This is a genomic window from Amycolatopsis iheyensis (assembly GCF_024703995.1).
Lineage (GTDB): Bacteria > Actinomycetota > Actinomycetes > Mycobacteriales > Pseudonocardiaceae > Amycolatopsis > Amycolatopsis iheyensis.
On record NZ_JAMXQV010000030.1, the window covers coordinates 19537 to 35181 of the forward strand.

Here is a 15645-nt window from a genome sequence, read left to right on the forward strand (position 1 = left end):
ATCCGATGGCTGGCCGACCTAGTCTGGCGTCCGTCCACCCCGTTCCGCCGCCGCCGGGTCTGTGGCCGCGGTCCGTCACGAGGAGAGTCATGACGTTTCGCGGTCTGGTCCTCGTCGCCGTCACCGCTGTCACCACGGTCGCCGCCGCGCTGCCCGCGGTTTCGCCCGCCGCCGCCGAGGGGTGCGGCGGACCGATCCGGCCGGCGAGCATCATGACCGTGCGCGCCTGCGACAGCCCCGAGCGGATCGTCGCCAAGGCCGCGGCGCTCGTCCCGCGCCCGGGCCAGCTGGCCTGGCAGCAGCGGCCGGTCACCGCGTTCACGCACTTCGGGATGAACACCTTCACCGACCGGGAATGGGGTTCCGGCGCGGAGAAGGAGTCGAGGTTCGCGCCACCGGCCGTCGACACCGCCCAGTGGATGCGGTCGCTCAAGGCCGCCGGTGTCACGCAGGTGATGCTGACCGCCAAGCACCACGACGGCTTCGTCCTTTACCCGACGCGCTACACGAACCACTCCGTCGTGGCGAGCCCGTGGTGGATCACGCCCGGCTGCGCCGACCCGGCCCGGGACGCCGCGCAGGCCCAGCGCGCCGAGGACCCGTCCGCGTACTGGCAGACGCGCAACACTCGCTGCGCCAACCCGCGCGGTGACATCCTGCGTGACTACGTCGACTCGGCCCGCGCGGCCGGGCTCAAGGTCGGCGTCTACCTCTCGCCCGCCGACGGCGCCGAGCTGCCGAAGCAGTTCTTCGCCGACGAAGTGCGGCGGATCGAAGCCAAGGTCGCCGCCGGGCAGTCGCTCAGCATCGAAGAGCGGGCCACCTACGAAGACCGCGCGAGCGCGCCGCAGGGCCAGGGCCGCTACGGCACGGACAGCGCGGTCACCCGCCGGACCATCCCGACCCTCGTGCCGCACGACGACCGCGCGGGCGCGCTCGCCACCGGGAAGCTGCCGGAGTTCACCGTCGACGAAGACGACTACAACACCTACTACCTCAACCAGATCTACGAGCTGTTCACCCAGTACGGCCCGATCGACGAACTGTGGCTGGACGGCGCCAACCCCTGGCGAGACCACGGGATCGGCGAAACCTACGACTTCACCACCTGGTTCAAGCTGATCCACGCGCTGTCGCCGGACACCGTCACCTTCGCCGGGCCCGCCGGGGTGCGCTGGGTCGGCAACGAGGCCGGCCAGGCCCGCGAGACCGAGTGGAGCCCGCTGCCGACGACCGGCGACCCGAACACCGCGCACAACGAGGAGCTGTTCCTCGGCGGCGCGACCGCCGCCGACCTGGGGTCGCGGACGAAGCTGGCCGACCCGTCGGTGCGGTACCTGCAGTGGGCGCCCGCGGAATCCGACGTCTCGATCCGGCCCGGCTGGTTCTTCCACCCCGCCGAACAACCGAAGTCCGCCGGCCGGCTCGTCGAGACCTACCGCGAGACGGTCGGGCGCAACTCGTCGCTGCTGCTCAACGTCCCGCCGGGCCCGGACGGCCGGATCGCGCCCGCCGACACCGCCGCGCTGGCCGGCTTCGGCCAGGCGATCGCCCGGACGCAGTCGCGCAACTTCGCCCTCGGTGCGCCCCGTGCCGTCACGGATGCGTCGGTCACCACGGCGGAACGGCTGGACCGCCCGCTCGACGTCCGGCTGCCCCGGCCGGTCACGTTCGACCAGATCCGGCTCGGCGAGGACATCACGCGCGGGCAGCACGTCGAAGGCGCGTACGTCCAGGCCGAGATCGATGGCACCTGGCAGACCCTCGCCACCGTCACGACGATCGGCTACACCCGCCTGGTCACCCTGCCCGCGCCGGTGACCGCCGCGCACCTTCGCGTCGTCGTCACGCAGTCCCGCGCCACGCCGTACCTGGCCACTTTCGCGTTGTACCGCACCGCCGCCTGAAAGGGAGACATGACCCGCCGCCGAGCCTTGTTCGCCGCCGCCGTCACGGTGGCCGCCACCCTCACCACCGCCGGACCCGCCGCCGCGAGCGGCACGCTACCCACGGTTTCCCCGACGCCACAACAGATCGGCCGGACGTCCGCGGACGTCCCGCTGCCGTCGTCGGTCACGCTGGTCACCGACGCCGGCACCGACCCGGCGGCCAAGGACCTGCTGACGTCGGTGCTGCGCGAGCACGGCGTCACACCCGGCCGCCACGGGCTCACGATCCGGCTCGGCAGTGCCGGGAAGGACGTGCCGGAGCAGGCCGAGGGGTACGCGCTGAGCGTGTCCCGCGCGGGCATCACCATCGCCGGTCGCGACGGCGCCGGCCAGTACTACGGCGTGCAGACCCTGCGGCAGCTGATCGCCGGCCGGGTGGTGCGCGGCGCGACCGTGCGCGACTGGCCGAACATGCCGTTGCGCGGGTCCATCGAAGGCTTCTACGGGCCGCCGTGGACGACTGCCGACCGGCTGCGGCAGATCGCGTTCCTCGGCGAGGTCAAGGCGAACACCTACATCTACAGCGCGAAGGACGACACCTACCTGCGGGCCCGCTGGCGCGACCCGTACCCGGCCGAAGAGCTGGCCACGCTCGGGCAGCTGGCGCGGTCCGCCGCCGCGCACCACGTCGAGTTCACCTACGCGCTCTCACCCGGCGTCTCGATCTGCTTCTCGTCGGCGGCCGACGTCGCCGCGGTCGAGGCGAAGTTCCAGTCCGTGTACGACCTCGGTGTGCGGTCCTTCTCGCTGCCGTTCGACGACATCTCCTACACGAAGTGGAACTGCGACGCCGACCAGGCGGCGTTCGGCGCCCCCGGGCAGGCCGCCGCGGGCCAGGCGCAGGTTTCGCTGCTCAACACGATCACCGAGAAGTTCGCGAAGACCCACGACGGCGTCCGGCCGCTGCAGACCGTGCCCACCGAGTACAGCGACCTGAAGGACTCGCCGTACAAGACCGAGCTGCGGACGCACCTCGACCCGTCGGTGGTCGTGCAGTGGACCGGGACCGACGTCGTCCCGCCGAGCGTGACCACCGACGAGGCCGCGCAGGTGTCCACTGTGTACGGCCGCAAGGTGTTCCTGTGGGACAACTACCCGGTCAACGACTACGGCCAGTCGGCCGGCCGGCTGCTGCTCGCGCCCTACGCCCAGCGGGAGGCCGGGCTTTCGCGCTACCTCGACGGGATCGTCTCGAACCCGATGAACCAGGAGGCGGCCAGCGAGGTCGCCGAGTTCGGCGCCGCGGACTTCGCCTGGAACGACGCCGGCTACTCGCCGCAGCGGTCCTGGCCGCAGGCCCTCGCGCGGCTCGCGGGCGATGACCCGCGCGCGACCGCGGCGTTGACGGTGTTCGCCGACCTCGAGCACCTGGCGCCGACGTTCGGACCGACGCCGTGGCAGCCGCAGGCCCCGGTCCTCGCCGCGAAGGCCGCCAACTTCTGGCAGCGCTGGCACGCGGGGGACCACCGCGCGCTGTACGACCTGCGCGCGTACGCGGTCCGGATCCGGGACGCCGCCGACGTCATCCGCGACGGCCGGGTTCAGAGCGCGTTCGTCACCGACGCCGGGCCGTGGCTGGACGCCACCGCGCTGTGGGGCGCCGCCCTGGTGACCCGGCTCGACGCCCTCGCCGCCGCCTCCCACGGGGACCAGGCGAAGGCCGACCGGCTCACGTCGGCCGCCGACACCCTGGTCACCCGGGCGACGGCGGTCAAGACCGGCAACACCAACCGCTGGGGCATCCACCAGGCGCTCGTCGGCGACGGCGTCCTCGACACCCTTCTCGGACAGCTTCGGGAGCAGGCATGACGTCGGTGAGCAGGCGCGGCTTCCTCGGCGGCGCGGCCGCGATCACGGCGAGCGCGGTGCTCGCGGGCCCGGCCGGCGCGGCGGGACGACGTGGGCTGAGCGTGTCCGGCGAGCAGTTCCTCCTGGACGGCAAGCCGTTCCAGATAGTTTCCGGCGCCATCCACTACTTCCGCATCCACCCGGACCAGTGGCGGGACCGCCTGACGCGGCTGAAGGCACTGGGCTTGAACACGATCGAGACGTACGTGGCGTGGAACTTCCACCAGCCCACCCCCGGGCGGGCCGACTTCACCGGCTGGCGTGACCTGCCGAAGTTCGTGCGCACGGCGGGCGAGCTGGGGTTCCAGGTGATCGTCCGGCCAAGCCCGTACATCTGCGCGGAGTGGGAGTTCGGCGGCCTGCCGGCCTGGCTGCTGGCCGACCGGGACCTCGAGCTGCGCTGCGCCGATCCGGCGTACCTCAAGGCCGTCGACACCTGGTACGACCAGCTGATCCCGCGCCTGGCGCCGCTGGAAGCCCGGCACGGCGGGCCGATCGTCGCCGTGCAGATCGAGAACGAGTACGGCAGCTACGGCAACGACACGAGCTACCTCGCGCACCTGCGTGACGGCCTCCGGAGCCGCGGCCTGACCAGTCTGCTGTTCGCCGCGGACGGCGCGTCGGAGTTCTTCATGCGCTTCGGCTCGCTGCCCGGCACCCTGGAGGTCGGCACCGGCGACGGCGATCCCCGGGGCGGGATCGAGGCGATCAAGAAGTTCCAGCCCGGCCAGCCGGTCATGATGGCCGAGTACTGGGACGGCTGGTTCGACCACTGGGGTGAGCAGCACAACACCCGGGACGCGGCGCAGATGGCGTCCTATGTGGACACACTGCTGGCCACCGGGGCGTCGGTGAACCTCTACATGGCCTGTGGCGGCACGAACTTCGGGTTCACCAGCGGCGCCAACACCTCCGGCACGACCTACCAGCCGACCGTCACCAGCTACGACTACGACTCGCCGGTCGGCGAAGCCGGCGACCTGGGCGAGAAGTTCACGGCGCTGCGGGCGGTGCTCACGAAGTACTCGAAGGCGACCGCGCCGGCGCCCGGCCGGTCCCCGCGGCTGCCCGCGCAGACGCTGACCGCGACCGGCGCCGTGTCGCTGCTGGACTCGCTGCCGGTGCTGTCCCACCCGGTCCGGTCGGCGCAGCCGGTCCCCATGGAACGCCTGGGCCAGGCCACCGGGCTCATCCATTACCGGACCACTGTGCAGGGACCGCATGCCGGACCGCTGAGCATCCACGGGCTGGCCGACCGCGCGCTGGTGTTCGTCGACGGCGCGCCGCTCGGCGTGCTGGACCGCAACCAGCCCTCGGGAACACTGGACCTCGCGCTGAGCAAGCCGTCGACGCGGCTGGACATCCTGGTCGACGCGATGGGCCGGGTGAACTACGGCCCGTACCTCGCCGACCGGAAGGGCATCGACGGCTGGGTCGCGATGAGCACCCAGCAGAAGCTCTTCGGCTGGGAGATCCGGCCGCTGCCCCTGGACGACTTGTCCGGGCTGAAGTTCGGCACCGCCTCGGCTCCGGGACCCTCGTTCCACCACTTCGCCGCCGAAGTGGCGAACCCGGCGGACGGGTTCGTCGCGTTGCCCGGCTGGGAAAAGGGGATCGTCTGGCTGAACGGCTTCAACCTGGGCCGGTACTGGAAGATCGGTCCGCAGCGCACGCTGTACGCGCCGAAGCCGTTGTGGCGCCAGGGGACGAACTCGGTCGTCGTCCTCGAGCTGCACCAGCCCGGGACGACGATCGAGCTCCGGCCGGAGGCCGACCTGGGCTAGAACTCGGTGAGCCCGGCGTGCGCGAACGCCAGCAGCGCGCCGGGCCCGACGAGCAGGCAGAGCCCCAGCCCGCCGAACAACGGCTCGTCCTTGCGGAGCATCTTCACGAACAGGCCGACCGCGGCGGCGGCGGTGACGGCGAGCAGGGCCAACACGACATGAGGGAGCAACGGAAGTCCTTCGGGCAGCAGTGAACAGACACCGGGGGGCCGGTGCCGGGGAACGGGTTCAGCTGGCGAAGGACGGTGGTGCGCGGGTGTGCCGGGAGGTCGGCGGCGCGATCGCCGGTGGCGCCTCGGCGGTGCGCTCGACCCGCGAGCGCGACGAGGCCGGGGGAGCGCCGGGCGAAGCCGGGGTGACCGCCCACGGGAGCGGAGTGGCCGCCGGCGTGCGCGGGGTGGCCTGGCGGCCGGACACGACGTCGTGCGTCTGCGGCGCGGCCACAGCCGGGCCGTCGGGGACCGGCGTCCACGCGCCGAGCGCGGGCGCGCCGGTGAGGAAGAGCAGGACAGCAAGCAGCAACCCGAGACGGCGATGCCACCTCGGGTTGCGGTGCTGTCCGTATCGTCCGATGTGGTCAGGCTACCTCAGCCACCGCCGTAGGTGGCTTGGGTGACCGCGAAGACGTTGCGGCTGCCCGCGCCCTCCTGCAGCGACCACAGCAGGTCGGCGCTCGTGGCGTCCTCCCAGTAGGAGAGGCTCTCCCCGCTGCCCACCCAGGAGAACGTGGCCGGCCCGCCCGAGGACGTCCAGTAGTAGAGCTTCTTCTGGCCGGAGGAGTTGAACCACCACCGGCCGTTGTGCGACGCGACGCCGTTGAGGTTGTACCAGGGCAGCTGCAGGGCCTGGCTCGCGGTCGTCGTCGCGGCGAACGTCGTGGCGCCCGCGGCGAACGGGAACCGGACCGCCCGCGGCGCCCGGTTCGGGTAGGCCGTGCAACCCGACTGGCAGGTGTACTCCGCCATCACGATCGACTTGCTCACCCGGTCCAGCGAGATCGACGACCAGGCGAGGTTCGTGCCCGAGGTCGTCTTCGCCGTGATCGTGCCGACCTGCGGCAGGACGTAGGCGTAGTTGTGGGCGTAGTACACGCTGCCGGACTGGTGGCCGATCTGGCCGGCCGTGCCGCCGGTGTTCGTCTTGAGGATCTTGCGCATGTCGAACACGCGCATGCCGTGCCCGGTGTCGGCGACGTAGAGGTAGTCGCCGTACCAGGAGACCCCGCCCGCGTGGATCGGGATGTCCTTGAAGTCCGGCGCCGCCGCGGTCCCGGTCGGCTCGACGAGCAGCACCTTGCGGTACTTGTTCGGGTAGGTCGCGTCCCAGTCGACCAGGGTGATCCGGCTGCGGGCCTGGTCGCCGCCGCAGCCGTCCTTCGTGTACCAGCTGACCAGCACGAGCTGGTGCCCGTCGTAGTTGCCGCTGTCGGCCGTCCCCACCGCGTCGCGGCTGGTGGTGATGCCCTGCGGGTAGTTCGCGCAGTCGGAGTTGTCGCCGCTGTCGAACCGGAAGCCGGTCGAGAGCCCGGCGACGGAGAACGACGACGGCAGCGCGGTGCGGTCGTGGTTGGCGTTGTCCATCACGGTGTGGACGGCCGCGGTCCCGAGCGTCGACACGAGCGCGCTGTTGACGGCGTCGTAGTGGTGGTAGTCGGCGGAAAGCGTGTACTGGCTCGCGGGCAACGCGGTCGGCCCGGCCGCGGCGACGGCGGCCGCCGGCGCGACGAGCAGTCCCGCGAGGATCGCGGCCGCCGAAGCGGCACGGGTGAGTGGACGGCGCAGTGACATGAGACCCCCAGTAGTCCGATCAATGCCCGGGGAACACGCTAGGCCCGCGGTGGGTGAATCCGCAACAGCCGCGTTCTTGTCGGTGGGGCCCGCTACGGTCGCGGGGTGACGATGCCGGTGATCCTCGAAGAGGACGAATACCTGCCCGAGTACGGGACTTTGGTGATCCGTGACCGCTACGACGCCGCCGGGTCGGCGCCGTTGGCCAACGAGCTGCTCGGCGAGCTGGCGACCGAGGCGCTCTCGGGCACGGTCGCGACGGCCGGCGACGGCTGGGTGCACGGCCACGCCGGCGACCCGTTCCAGGCGGTGCGCCTCGAAGCGCACGACGAGCCACCCCCGATCGTGCTCGAGGAGTGGGAGGACGTCGTCGAGTCGCCGTTCCACAGCCGCAGCGGCCGGGTCGCCCTCGGCTACCTCACCGGCGGGGAGAGCCAGGAGACGCTGGAGCTGCGCCACCGCGGCCTGTTCCGGGTGCGGGTCGCGCGCCGCGCGGCCGCGGACGAGGAGGAGGGCGACGTCTGGCTGGTGCAGTTCTGGCCTGCGGCCGACCCGGGCTCGCCCCGGTGGGTGCGCCGGACCCGGCCGGCGGTGCTCACGCCGAGCTCGGGCTGGCACGAGGTGCTCGGCTACCACGTGATGTCGGCGGCGTGGACGGCCGCCGGCCCCGGCGCGCCCCGGCCGGCCGGCTGGCTCGACGAACCGCTGCGCGGCGACCCGCCGGACGCGGCGATCTGCGCGCAGCTGGGCGTCGCGCAACCGGCGTCGCAACGGGACGCGGTCGCACTGCTGGTCGCGGCCGGGGTGCTGGTCGAAGACGGCGAAGGACACCGCTTCGCCGAGCCCCAGCCGTTCGCCGCCGAGCGGCTGGACCTGCCGGCCGCGCTGTCGGTCCAGGTCGAGCGGGCGGCGGCGAACGCCCGGTACACGTGGGCCGCGGCCGACCTCACCAGCGTCGCCGCGTGGGGCGACCCCGCGCCGGTCGAGGACCTCGCCGAGCGGCTGCTCGTCGAACCGGGCGACGTGCCCGGGTTGCTCGCGTACGCGGAGTCGACCGGGCTCGTGCGCCACGTCGAAGGCGGGATTGCCGCACTGCCGCGGCGCGTGCCGGAGCCGGTGTCCGTGCCGGTCCCGGTGGTGCGGCGGCCCCGCGCGGCGAACCCGGCCACGTTCGAGGGCGCGCCACCGCGGGCGGGCGTCGTCGCCCGGAACGGCGATGTGGTCGTGTGGCGCATGGGCGAGGCGGTGGTGTTCGGGCACAGCCCGGACGAGTACCGCTACCGCGCCCACGAGACGCTGACCGGGATCACGGTGGCGACGTCGGCCGGCCCGGGGATGCTGTTCCGCTGGGACGGCACCGCCGAACGGCTGCCGGCCGACCTCGGGAGCCACCCGGTGCGCAGTGCCGACGGGCGGTACCTCGCCGGCGTCGAGCACCACGTCGGCCGCCGGTCGTGGGACCGGCCGCACCTGCTGGACGTCACGACCGGCGAAGTCGCGAGCCTGCCGCAGACCGAGGGGCTGACCCGCCGCGCGCTGGCGGTGGTGGACGGCGAGCTGTACTACGCGGACGACAGCGGGGCGTACCGCTGGCGGCCCGGCACCGAGCCCGTGCCGGTCGCGGCCGCCCAGGTCGACCCGCTGTCCGGCGCGACGCTGGAGCGTTCGGCGGCCGACGTGGTCCACCACGCGCCGGACGGCACCCGCAGGGAGGTCCCGACCGACCGCCCGTACGAGCTGGCCCCGGGCGGCGAGCGGCTGTACGCGTTCCAGTACGCACCGCCGTCGGTCTGGCTGATCGAGGACGGCGAACCGGAGGAGCACCCGCTGCCCGAGGGCTGCGACCTCAGCACGGCGATCCCGGCGGCCCCGTTCTGGGAGACCCCGTCGACGATGGTGTTCAGCCACGAGCGCGGCGGCCGCACCCGGCTGGTGCGCTGGCACCTGCCGACGGGCCGGTTCGACCACTTCGACCTCCCACCCCTGACGGGCTACCGCCCGTTCCCCATCCACCCGATCCTCCGCGACGTCTCACATTGAGACCTGCGCGAGCCGCCGGACCTGCTGTGCTCACCAGGGCCGGCCGAGTCGAAGGGACCGTTCAGATGACCGAGCACGCCGAGTTCGAACCCGGGGCGGAGGAGCACCAGGGGTGTCTCGAACACGCCCGCCGCGTGTTGGCGCCGGCCGGGTGGGTGGTCGAGACGGAGGGACGTCAGCTGGTGCGCCCGGGTGTCGAGGAGGGGGTGGAGCCGAGGTAGGTGACGGTCGCCGGGCTCGGGACCCGGATGGTGTGGCAGGTCGTGAGGTGTCGTGCGTGGGTGCAGTGGATGTGCGTGCGTGTCTCGAGCTTGCGGACCACCCGGATCTTGCCCACCGGGACGGCTTCCGCCACCGGGACGGCTTCCGCCACCGGGACCGGTGGGGTCAGGAACACCACCAAGGCGACCGCGCACCACCGCATCGCCGTCCCTCCTCCCCGTACCGCCCGCTCCTGGTGGTCAATCTGGCGCGCTGCCGTAGCAGGACCGTTGAATCCGCTGGTCACCGCCGGCTGAGTAGGGTGATCGGGTGAGCGTGGAGTTCAGGCTGCTGGGGACCGTCGAGGCGTACTTCGGCGGCCGGGTGCTCGACATCGGCCCGGTGCGGCAGCGCTGCGTGCTCGTCGCCCTGCTCGTCGACGCCAACGAGGTCGTGCGGGCCGACCAGCTCGTCCACCGGGTCTGGGGTGACCGGCCGCCGTTGCGGGGCAAGGAAACCCTGCGGACCTACCTCGCCCGGCTGCGGCGCGCGCTGGCCGTCGACCCCGGGATCGAGATCGGGCGGCGGTCCGGGGGTTACGTCCTCACCATCGACCCGCTCGCGGTCGACCTGCACCGCTTCCGCGACCTCGTCGGCCGCGCTCGCGACGGCGGGGGCGCCGAACTGCTCGAAGCGGCCCGCGGGCTCTGGCGTGGCGAGGTCTTCGCCGGGCTCGACACGCCGTGGATCACCACGGTTCGGGCGGCCGTCGAAGCGGAGCTCGTCGCCGTCGACCTCGAGCTGATCGACGCGCGGCTCGAGCGGGGCGCCCACCGCGACCTGCTGCCCGAGCTGACTTCGCTGGCCGCGGCCCGGCCGTGGGACGAACGGGTGGCCGGGCAGCTGATGCTCGCGCTCTACCGCAGCGGCCGGCAGGCCGACGCCCTGGAGCACTACCAGGGGATCCGCGCCCGGCTGGCCGACGAGCTGGGCGCCGACCCGAGCCCGCCCCTGCGGCGGCTGCACCAGCAGGTCCTGGCCAACGATCCCGCGCTGGACCAGCCCGGCGCCCAACGGGTGCCGCGGCAGCTGCCGGCGGCGCCGCGGACCTTCACCGGCCGCTCGGCCGAGCTCGCCCGGCTGGACGAAGCCGGGCTCGGGAGCGCGGTCGTGCTGTCGGCCATCGGGGGCGCCGGTGGCGTCGGCAAGACCTGGCTGGCCCTGCACTGGGCCCACCGGAACCTGGCCCGGTTCCCCGACGGCCAGCTGTACGCGGACCTGCGCGGCTTCGACGCCTCCGGCACGCCCGCGACGACGTCGGTGTTGATGCGCGGGTTCCTCGAGGCGCTGGGCGCGGAAGCGATCCCGCAGGACGGCGCGGCGCGGGCCGCGTTGTACCGCAGCCTGCTCGCCGGCCGCCGGATGCTGCTCGTGCTCGACAACGCGAAGGACAGCGACCAGGTCGTCCCGCTGCTGCCGGGCGGCGAGGCCTGCCTGGTGCTGGTGACCAGCCGGAGCCAGCTGAACGGGCTCGTCGTGCGCCACGGCGCGCAGCCGGTCGAGCTGGACGTCCTGCCCGCGGCCGAGGCCCGCGAGCTGCTGGCCCGGCACATCGGCGCCGAGCGGCTGGCCGCCGAACCCGAGGCCACCGGCGAGCTCCTGCGCTGGTGCGGTGGGCTGCCGCTGGCCCTGGGCATCGTCGGCACGCGGATCGCGCGGCGGCCGGGGACGGCGTTGGCCGCGTTCGTCCAGGGCGTCGCGGAAGAGTCCGCGCGGCTCGACGTCCTCGACGGCGGCGAGCTGAGCGTCGACCTGCGGGCGGTGTTCGGGTGGTCCGCCGACGCGCTGGAGCCGGCGCAGGCCGAGCTTTTCGCACTGCTCGGCCTGGCGCCCGGGCCGGACATCGGCCTGGCCGCCGCGGCGGCGCTCGGCGGGCTGGAACCGCCTGCGGCGCAGGAGATCCTGGACGCCCTCGTCGAGACTTCGCTGCTGCACGAGCACCGGCCGGGCCGCTACCGCATGCACGACCTGCTGCGCCTGTTCGCCGCCGAGCGGGCCCGCGACGCGAGCCGGCGGGACGCGGCGCTGCGGCGGCTCGTCGGCCACTACCGCGACACCGCCTACGCCGGCGACCGCCTGCTCGCCCCGGGCCGGCCGCCGCTGAGGCCCGACGAGCCCGCGACACCGTTCGAGGACCACACCGCCGCCCTGGCGTGGTTCGAGGCCGAGCACGCGTGCCTGCTCGCCGCGCAGGCGACCGCCGGCGAACGCGAGTGGCACCCGTTCGTGTGGGAGCTGGCCTGGGCGACCGAGACGTTCCACGCGCGGCGCGGCTACGGCGAGCCGAGGCTGGCCGCGTGGGAGGCGGGGCTCGCCGCGGCCACCCGCGCGGGGAACGCCGGGATCGAGATCCTGGCGCACCGCTTGCTGGGCAACGCTTCCGCCTTCGCCGGGCGGACGCGGGACGCGTTCGGCCACCTGGCCGAGGCCCTCGCGATCGCCGAACGCACCGGCGACGCGATCGCCCGGGCCGACACGCACGGCGCGCTGGCCGTCGCCCACGAGTCGACCGGCGACCTCGAGCCGGCCCTGCGGCACGCGATCAGCGCGCTCGAGCTGTTCTCGGCCGGCCGCGAACCGGTGCGGACGGCGAACACCCACAACATGGTGGGCTGGTTTTCCGCGCGGCTGGGCCACTACGCGCGGGCGGAGGAGCACTGCCGGGCCGCGCTGGCGCTCTGCGAAAGCCACGGCGACCGCGCGGGTGTGGCGCACGCGGTGCACAACCTGGGCTACACGGCGTTCGAGACCGGCGATCACGAGCAGGCGGCGGCCCACTACGAGCGGGCCGCGAGCCTGCTGCACGAACTCGGCCACACCTACTACGAGGCGGACGCCCTCGACCGGCTCGGCCAGGCCCGGGCCGCCCTGGGCCGCGCCGACGACGCCCGAACTGCTTGGCGGCAAGCGCTTCCGCTGCTGAAGGCGCAGCGGCGAGCGGGCGACGTCGAGCGCGTCGAAGCCCGGCTCGAGGACCGGTGAGCCCGCGGCGGGGACCCGCCCGCCGCGGGCGCCGGGTCACCAGCTCGACGGGACGTAGGCCCAGCCGAGGTAGTCGGAGCGCTGCGCGTACGTGCTCGTCTGGTACACCGACGGGCCGGTGCTGATCGCGACACCGCCGCCGAGGGCGAGCATGATGTGGCCGTTGCTCGTGGTGCTGGTGAAGAAGACCGCGGTGCCGGCCGGCGCGACCGAGCCCTTGTGGATGCGGCCGTTGTTCTTCTGCCACTGGTAGTGCGTGGTGGCGCTGGCGAACCGGCCGCTGGTGCCGAACGCGCGCTCGACGAACAGCTCGCACTGGTTGTTCCAGTCCGTGTGCCCCAGCCGCGCCTTGGCGAACGCGATCGCGCTGCTCGCCCGCGGGTCGGCCGCGTCGGTCGAGCCACCCGGCTTGAGGCCGTCGGTGTCGCAGTGCGGGACACCGGCGACGAAGCCTTCCGTGCCCGTCTTGACGAACTCGTCCGGCACCCACAGGTTGTCGCTGGTGAAGTCCCAGATCTCGTCCTTCGCCGTGGCCTGGCAGACCACCGGCACCGACGCGCCGTTCAGGTACTTGTCCGCGACGCTGCCGGCCGCGTCCGCCGCGTCACCCTTCTTCGCGCGGCCGTTGAGGTCCGCCTTCGCCGGGAACGCGTGCGGCGTCGTGCACTGCGGCGCCACCATCGACGTCGAGCCGGTCTTGACGTAGGCGTCCGGGATCCACAGCCCGTCCGTGGTCAGGTCCCAGATGCTGCTGCCACCGTAGGCCGGGCCGCTGTCCTGGCACGCCAGGGTCACCGACGTGCCCGAGGCGTACATGTTCGCGATGCGCTGCGCGCCCACCGCGACGTCGGGGTCCTTGACCGTCCGACCGTCCACAGTGGTCGTGACCGGGTAGGTCGAGGCGGCCTGGGCGGCGGGGGCGGCGAGCCCGGTCAGCGCGACGCCCAGCCCGATGGTCGCGACCGCCGCCTTGAGTGTGGTTCTCACTTTTCCTCCAGAGGGATTCCGTGCCGCGATCGTCGGCGGCGGCCGTACAAGAGGCGTACAAGCGAGCCGGGCCGGCTAGTACTTTCCGCCTATCCACCCGTCCCCGAAGATCGGATGTGCGGGCCCGCGAAACCGGCGATCGTGAAGCGAGACACCGGACGTGAGGAGAACACCGATGCACCCCGCCGCCCTGATCAAAGGTCACGAGCAAGTCTGGTCGTGGCTCGCGCTCGGCGTGACCGGCGCCGTCCTGCTGGCCTTCGTCGTGCTGTTCCTGGCCGCCCTGATCAGCATCCTCGGCTCGCGGCTGACCGGCGGCATGAAGCTCGTCTGGGTGATCTTCGCCTTCTGCGCGCCGTTCCTGGGCAGCCTGCTGTGGTTCGCCTTCGGCCGCCGCGACGCGTACACGCCGGTGCGCCGATGATCGTCGCGGACGGGCTTTCCAAGACCTACCCGGGCGGCGCCGGCGTCGACGACCTGTCCTTCACCGTGCGCCCCGGCGTGGTGACCGGCTTCCTCGGTCCCAACGGCGCCGGCAAGTCGACGACCATCCGCCTGATGCTCGGCCTCACCCACGGCCGCGGCCGGACCACCTTCGGCGGGCGGCCCTACGCCGAGGTCCCGGGTCCACTGCGGACGGTGGGCGTGCTCACCGACGCGAGCGCGATCCACCCGGCGCGCCCGGCCGAGTCGCACCTGCGGATGGTCGCCGCGGGCGGAGGCCTGCCGGCCCGGCGGGTGCGGGAGGTGCTCGCGACCGTCGGGCTCGAGTCCGTCGCGAAGCGGCCCGCCGGGCGGTTCAGCCTCGGCATGAAGCAGCGGCTCGGCCTGGCCACCGCGCTGCTCGGCGACCCCGAGTACCTGATCCTCGACGAGCCGGCCACCGGGCTCGACCCCGAGGGCGTGCGGTGGATCCGCGACCTGCTGCGCCGGCTGGCGGGGGAGGGCCGGACTATCCTCGCGTCGTCGCACCTGCTGGCGGAGATGTCGCTGCTCGCGCAGGACCTGATCGTGATCGGCGCCGGCCGGCTCGTCTCGGCCGGGCCCCTCGACGAGTTCGTCCGGCGGCACGCGCACGCCGACGTCGTGGTCCGCGTGGAGAACCCCGGCGTGCTGCTGGTCGCGCTGGCCCGCGACGGCCTGCGCGTGCGGCAGGAAGCGGCGAACGAGCTGGTCGTCGACACCGCCGACACCGAACGGGTGGCCGCGGTCGCCGGTCGCGCCGGGGTCGGCGTGCGCGAGCTGTTCGTGCGGCAGAGCGGGCTGGAAGACGCCTTCCTCGCCGCCACCGCCGCCGCCGTGGCGCACCGAGGGGAGCTGCCGTGAAGCACGCACTGGCCTACGAATGGGTCCGGGTCCGCTCGCTGCGCTCGACGTGGCTGCTGCTGGCCGCCGCCGGGGTGCTGCAGTTCGCGTCGGGGCTGTACTGGGGCCTCAAGCGCGACCTCGGCGACCTCGACGCGTTCACCTCGGCGTTCGGGCTGGTCGACCGGCTGGGCGCGCTGCTGGTCGCGGCGATCGGCGTCGCCGCGTTCGGGCTCGACCACCAGCACGGCACGCTGGCCACCACGCGGCTCGTGCTGCGCTCGCCGGTGCGGATCGTCACCGCTCGTGCGCTGGTCACCGCCGCGCTCGGGCTGGGGGGCGGCGTGCTCATGGTCGCGGCGACCGCGGCCGGCGTGCTGACCGGAGGGGGCGCCCTGCCCGCCGACGCGGGGGCGGCGGGCAGGGCGGCCGGGGCGGTGCTGTTGCTGACCGTCCTTTCCGTACTCGCCGGGGTGGCGCTCGGCGGCCTGCTGCGGCACACCGGCCTCGCGGTCGGGTTGTTCGCGGTCTGGGCGTTCGTCGCCGAGACGGCGCTGGCCGCGCTCGCCGACGTCCCGTTGACCACGTTGCCCTTCAGCGGCACGGCGTTGGCGGCCTGGTCGGGGACGTCGGTGTACCTGGCCCTCGTCGCGCTCGCACTGGGTGCGACGACGTTCACCCTGGCTCGCCGTGACGCCTGAG

Annotated in this window: 13 protein-coding genes; 8 read left to right on the top strand and 5 right to left on the bottom strand. The window is 73.5% G+C overall.

Features of this window, described 5'->3' with window-relative positions; translation table 11 throughout:
- The first annotated feature begins 89 nt into the window (after positions 1 to 89).
- The 3 genes from M8542_RS40410 to M8542_RS40420 are packed head-to-tail and all read left to right on the top strand — an operon-like array spanning position 90 to position 5581.
- Positions 90 to 1907, top strand: a complete 1818-nt coding sequence (locus tag M8542_RS40410; RefSeq protein WP_257925670.1) for an alpha-L-fucosidase — start codon at positions 90 to 92, stop codon at positions 1905 to 1907.
- A 9-nt stretch (positions 1908 to 1916) separates the two neighbouring features.
- A complete protein-coding gene (locus M8542_RS40415) occupies positions 1917 to 3758 on the top strand; it encodes a glycoside hydrolase family 84 protein (RefSeq protein WP_257925671.1) in 1842 nt (613 codons plus the stop codon).
- Positions 3755 to 5581 (top strand): beta-galactosidase, encoded by a 1827-nt coding sequence (locus tag M8542_RS40420; RefSeq protein ID WP_257925672.1) that lies wholly within the window; start codon positions 3755 to 3757, stop codon positions 5579 to 5581. Before M8542_RS40415 ends, M8542_RS40420 begins: the two co-directional genes overlap by 4 nt.
- Here M8542_RS40420 and M8542_RS40425 read toward each other — a convergent pair.
- The 3 genes from M8542_RS40425 to M8542_RS40435 form a co-directional block, all read right to left on the bottom strand.
- Positions 5578 to 5736, bottom strand: a complete 159-nt coding sequence (locus tag M8542_RS40425; RefSeq protein ID WP_257925673.1) for a hypothetical protein — start codon at positions 5734 to 5736, stop codon at positions 5578 to 5580. The genes M8542_RS40420 and M8542_RS40425 overlap by 4 nt on opposite strands.
- 73 nt (positions 5737 to 5809) lie before the next feature.
- Positions 5810 to 6103, bottom strand: a complete 294-nt coding sequence (locus M8542_RS40430) for a hypothetical protein (RefSeq protein ID WP_257925674.1) — start codon at positions 6101 to 6103, stop codon at positions 5810 to 5812.
- Between the two features lie 65 nt (positions 6104 to 6168).
- On the bottom strand, positions 6169 to 7368 hold the full coding sequence (locus tag M8542_RS40435) for a hypothetical protein (protein WP_257925675.1): 1200 nt from the start codon (positions 7366 to 7368) through the stop codon (positions 6169 to 6171).
- Positions 7369 to 7473: 105 nt separating this feature from the next.
- Here M8542_RS40435 and M8542_RS40440 point away from each other — a divergent pair, with 105 nt between their 5' ends.
- Positions 7474 to 9408, top strand: a complete 1935-nt coding sequence (locus tag M8542_RS40440) for a hypothetical protein (RefSeq protein ID WP_257925676.1) — start codon at positions 7474 to 7476, stop codon at positions 9406 to 9408.
- 175 nt (positions 9409 to 9583) lie between these two features.
- Here the strand turns inward: M8542_RS40440 and M8542_RS40445 are convergent, their stop codons facing one another.
- Positions 9584 to 9832, bottom strand: a complete 249-nt coding sequence (locus M8542_RS40445; RefSeq protein ID WP_257925677.1) for a hypothetical protein — start codon at positions 9830 to 9832, stop codon at positions 9584 to 9586.
- 107 nt (positions 9833 to 9939) lie between these two features.
- Here M8542_RS40445 and M8542_RS40450 point away from each other — a divergent pair, with 107 nt between their 5' ends.
- On the top strand, positions 9940 to 12651 hold the full coding sequence (locus M8542_RS40450) for an AfsR/SARP family transcriptional regulator (RefSeq protein WP_257925678.1): 2712 nt from the start codon (positions 9940 to 9942) through the stop codon (positions 12649 to 12651).
- A gap of 36 nt (positions 12652 to 12687) precedes the next feature.
- Here M8542_RS40450 and M8542_RS40455 read toward each other — a convergent pair whose 3' ends face one another.
- On the bottom strand, positions 12688 to 13638 hold the full coding sequence (locus M8542_RS40455) for a hypothetical protein (protein WP_257925679.1): 951 nt from the start codon (positions 13636 to 13638) through the stop codon (positions 12688 to 12690).
- Between the two features lie 175 nt (positions 13639 to 13813).
- On the opposite strand from M8542_RS40455, the gene M8542_RS40460 reads away from it, so the two are divergent.
- Genes M8542_RS40460 through M8542_RS40470 form a run of 3 tightly spaced genes read left to right on the top strand, consistent with a single transcriptional unit; the run spans position 13814 to position 15644 of the window.
- Positions 13814 to 14062 carry a PLD nuclease N-terminal domain-containing protein gene (locus tag M8542_RS40460; protein WP_257925680.1) on the top strand — a complete coding sequence of 83 codons (249 nt, stop codon included), beginning with the start codon at positions 13814 to 13816 and terminating at the stop codon, positions 14060 to 14062.
- A complete protein-coding gene (locus M8542_RS40465; RefSeq protein ID WP_257925681.1) occupies positions 14059 to 14964 on the top strand; it encodes an ABC transporter ATP-binding protein in 906 nt (301 codons plus the stop codon). Before M8542_RS40460 ends, M8542_RS40465 begins: the two co-directional genes overlap by 4 nt.
- Entirely contained in the window at positions 14961 to 15644 is a 684-nt protein-coding gene (locus M8542_RS40470) for a hypothetical protein (protein ID WP_257925682.1), read from the top strand. Before M8542_RS40465 ends, M8542_RS40470 begins: the two co-directional genes overlap by 4 nt.
- The last annotated feature ends 1 nt before the right edge of the window (position 15645 follow it).

Coding starts and splice junctions, on each gene's coding strand:
- M8542_RS40420 (WP_257925672.1), top strand. CDS start 3,755: ATGACGTCGGTGAGCAGGCGCGGCTTCCTCGGCGGCGCGGCCGCGATC.
- M8542_RS40460 (WP_257925680.1), top strand. CDS start 13,814: ATGCACCCCGCCGCCCTGATCAAAGGTCACGAGCAAGTCTGGTCGTGG.
- M8542_RS40465 (WP_257925681.1), top strand. CDS start 14,059: ATGATCGTCGCGGACGGGCTTTCCAAGACCTACCCGGGCGGCGCCGGC.
- M8542_RS40410 (WP_257925670.1), top strand. CDS start 90: ATGACGTTTCGCGGTCTGGTCCTCGTCGCCGTCACCGCTGTCACCACG.
- M8542_RS40435 (WP_257925675.1), bottom strand. CDS start 7,368: ATGTCACTGCGCCGTCCACTCACCCGTGCCGCTTCGGCGGCCGCGATC.
- M8542_RS40445 (WP_257925677.1), bottom strand. CDS start 9,832: ATGCGGTGGTGCGCGGTCGCCTTGGTGGTGTTCCTGACCCCACCGGTC.
- M8542_RS40415 (WP_257925671.1), top strand. CDS start 1,917: ATGACCCGCCGCCGAGCCTTGTTCGCCGCCGCCGTCACGGTGGCCGCC.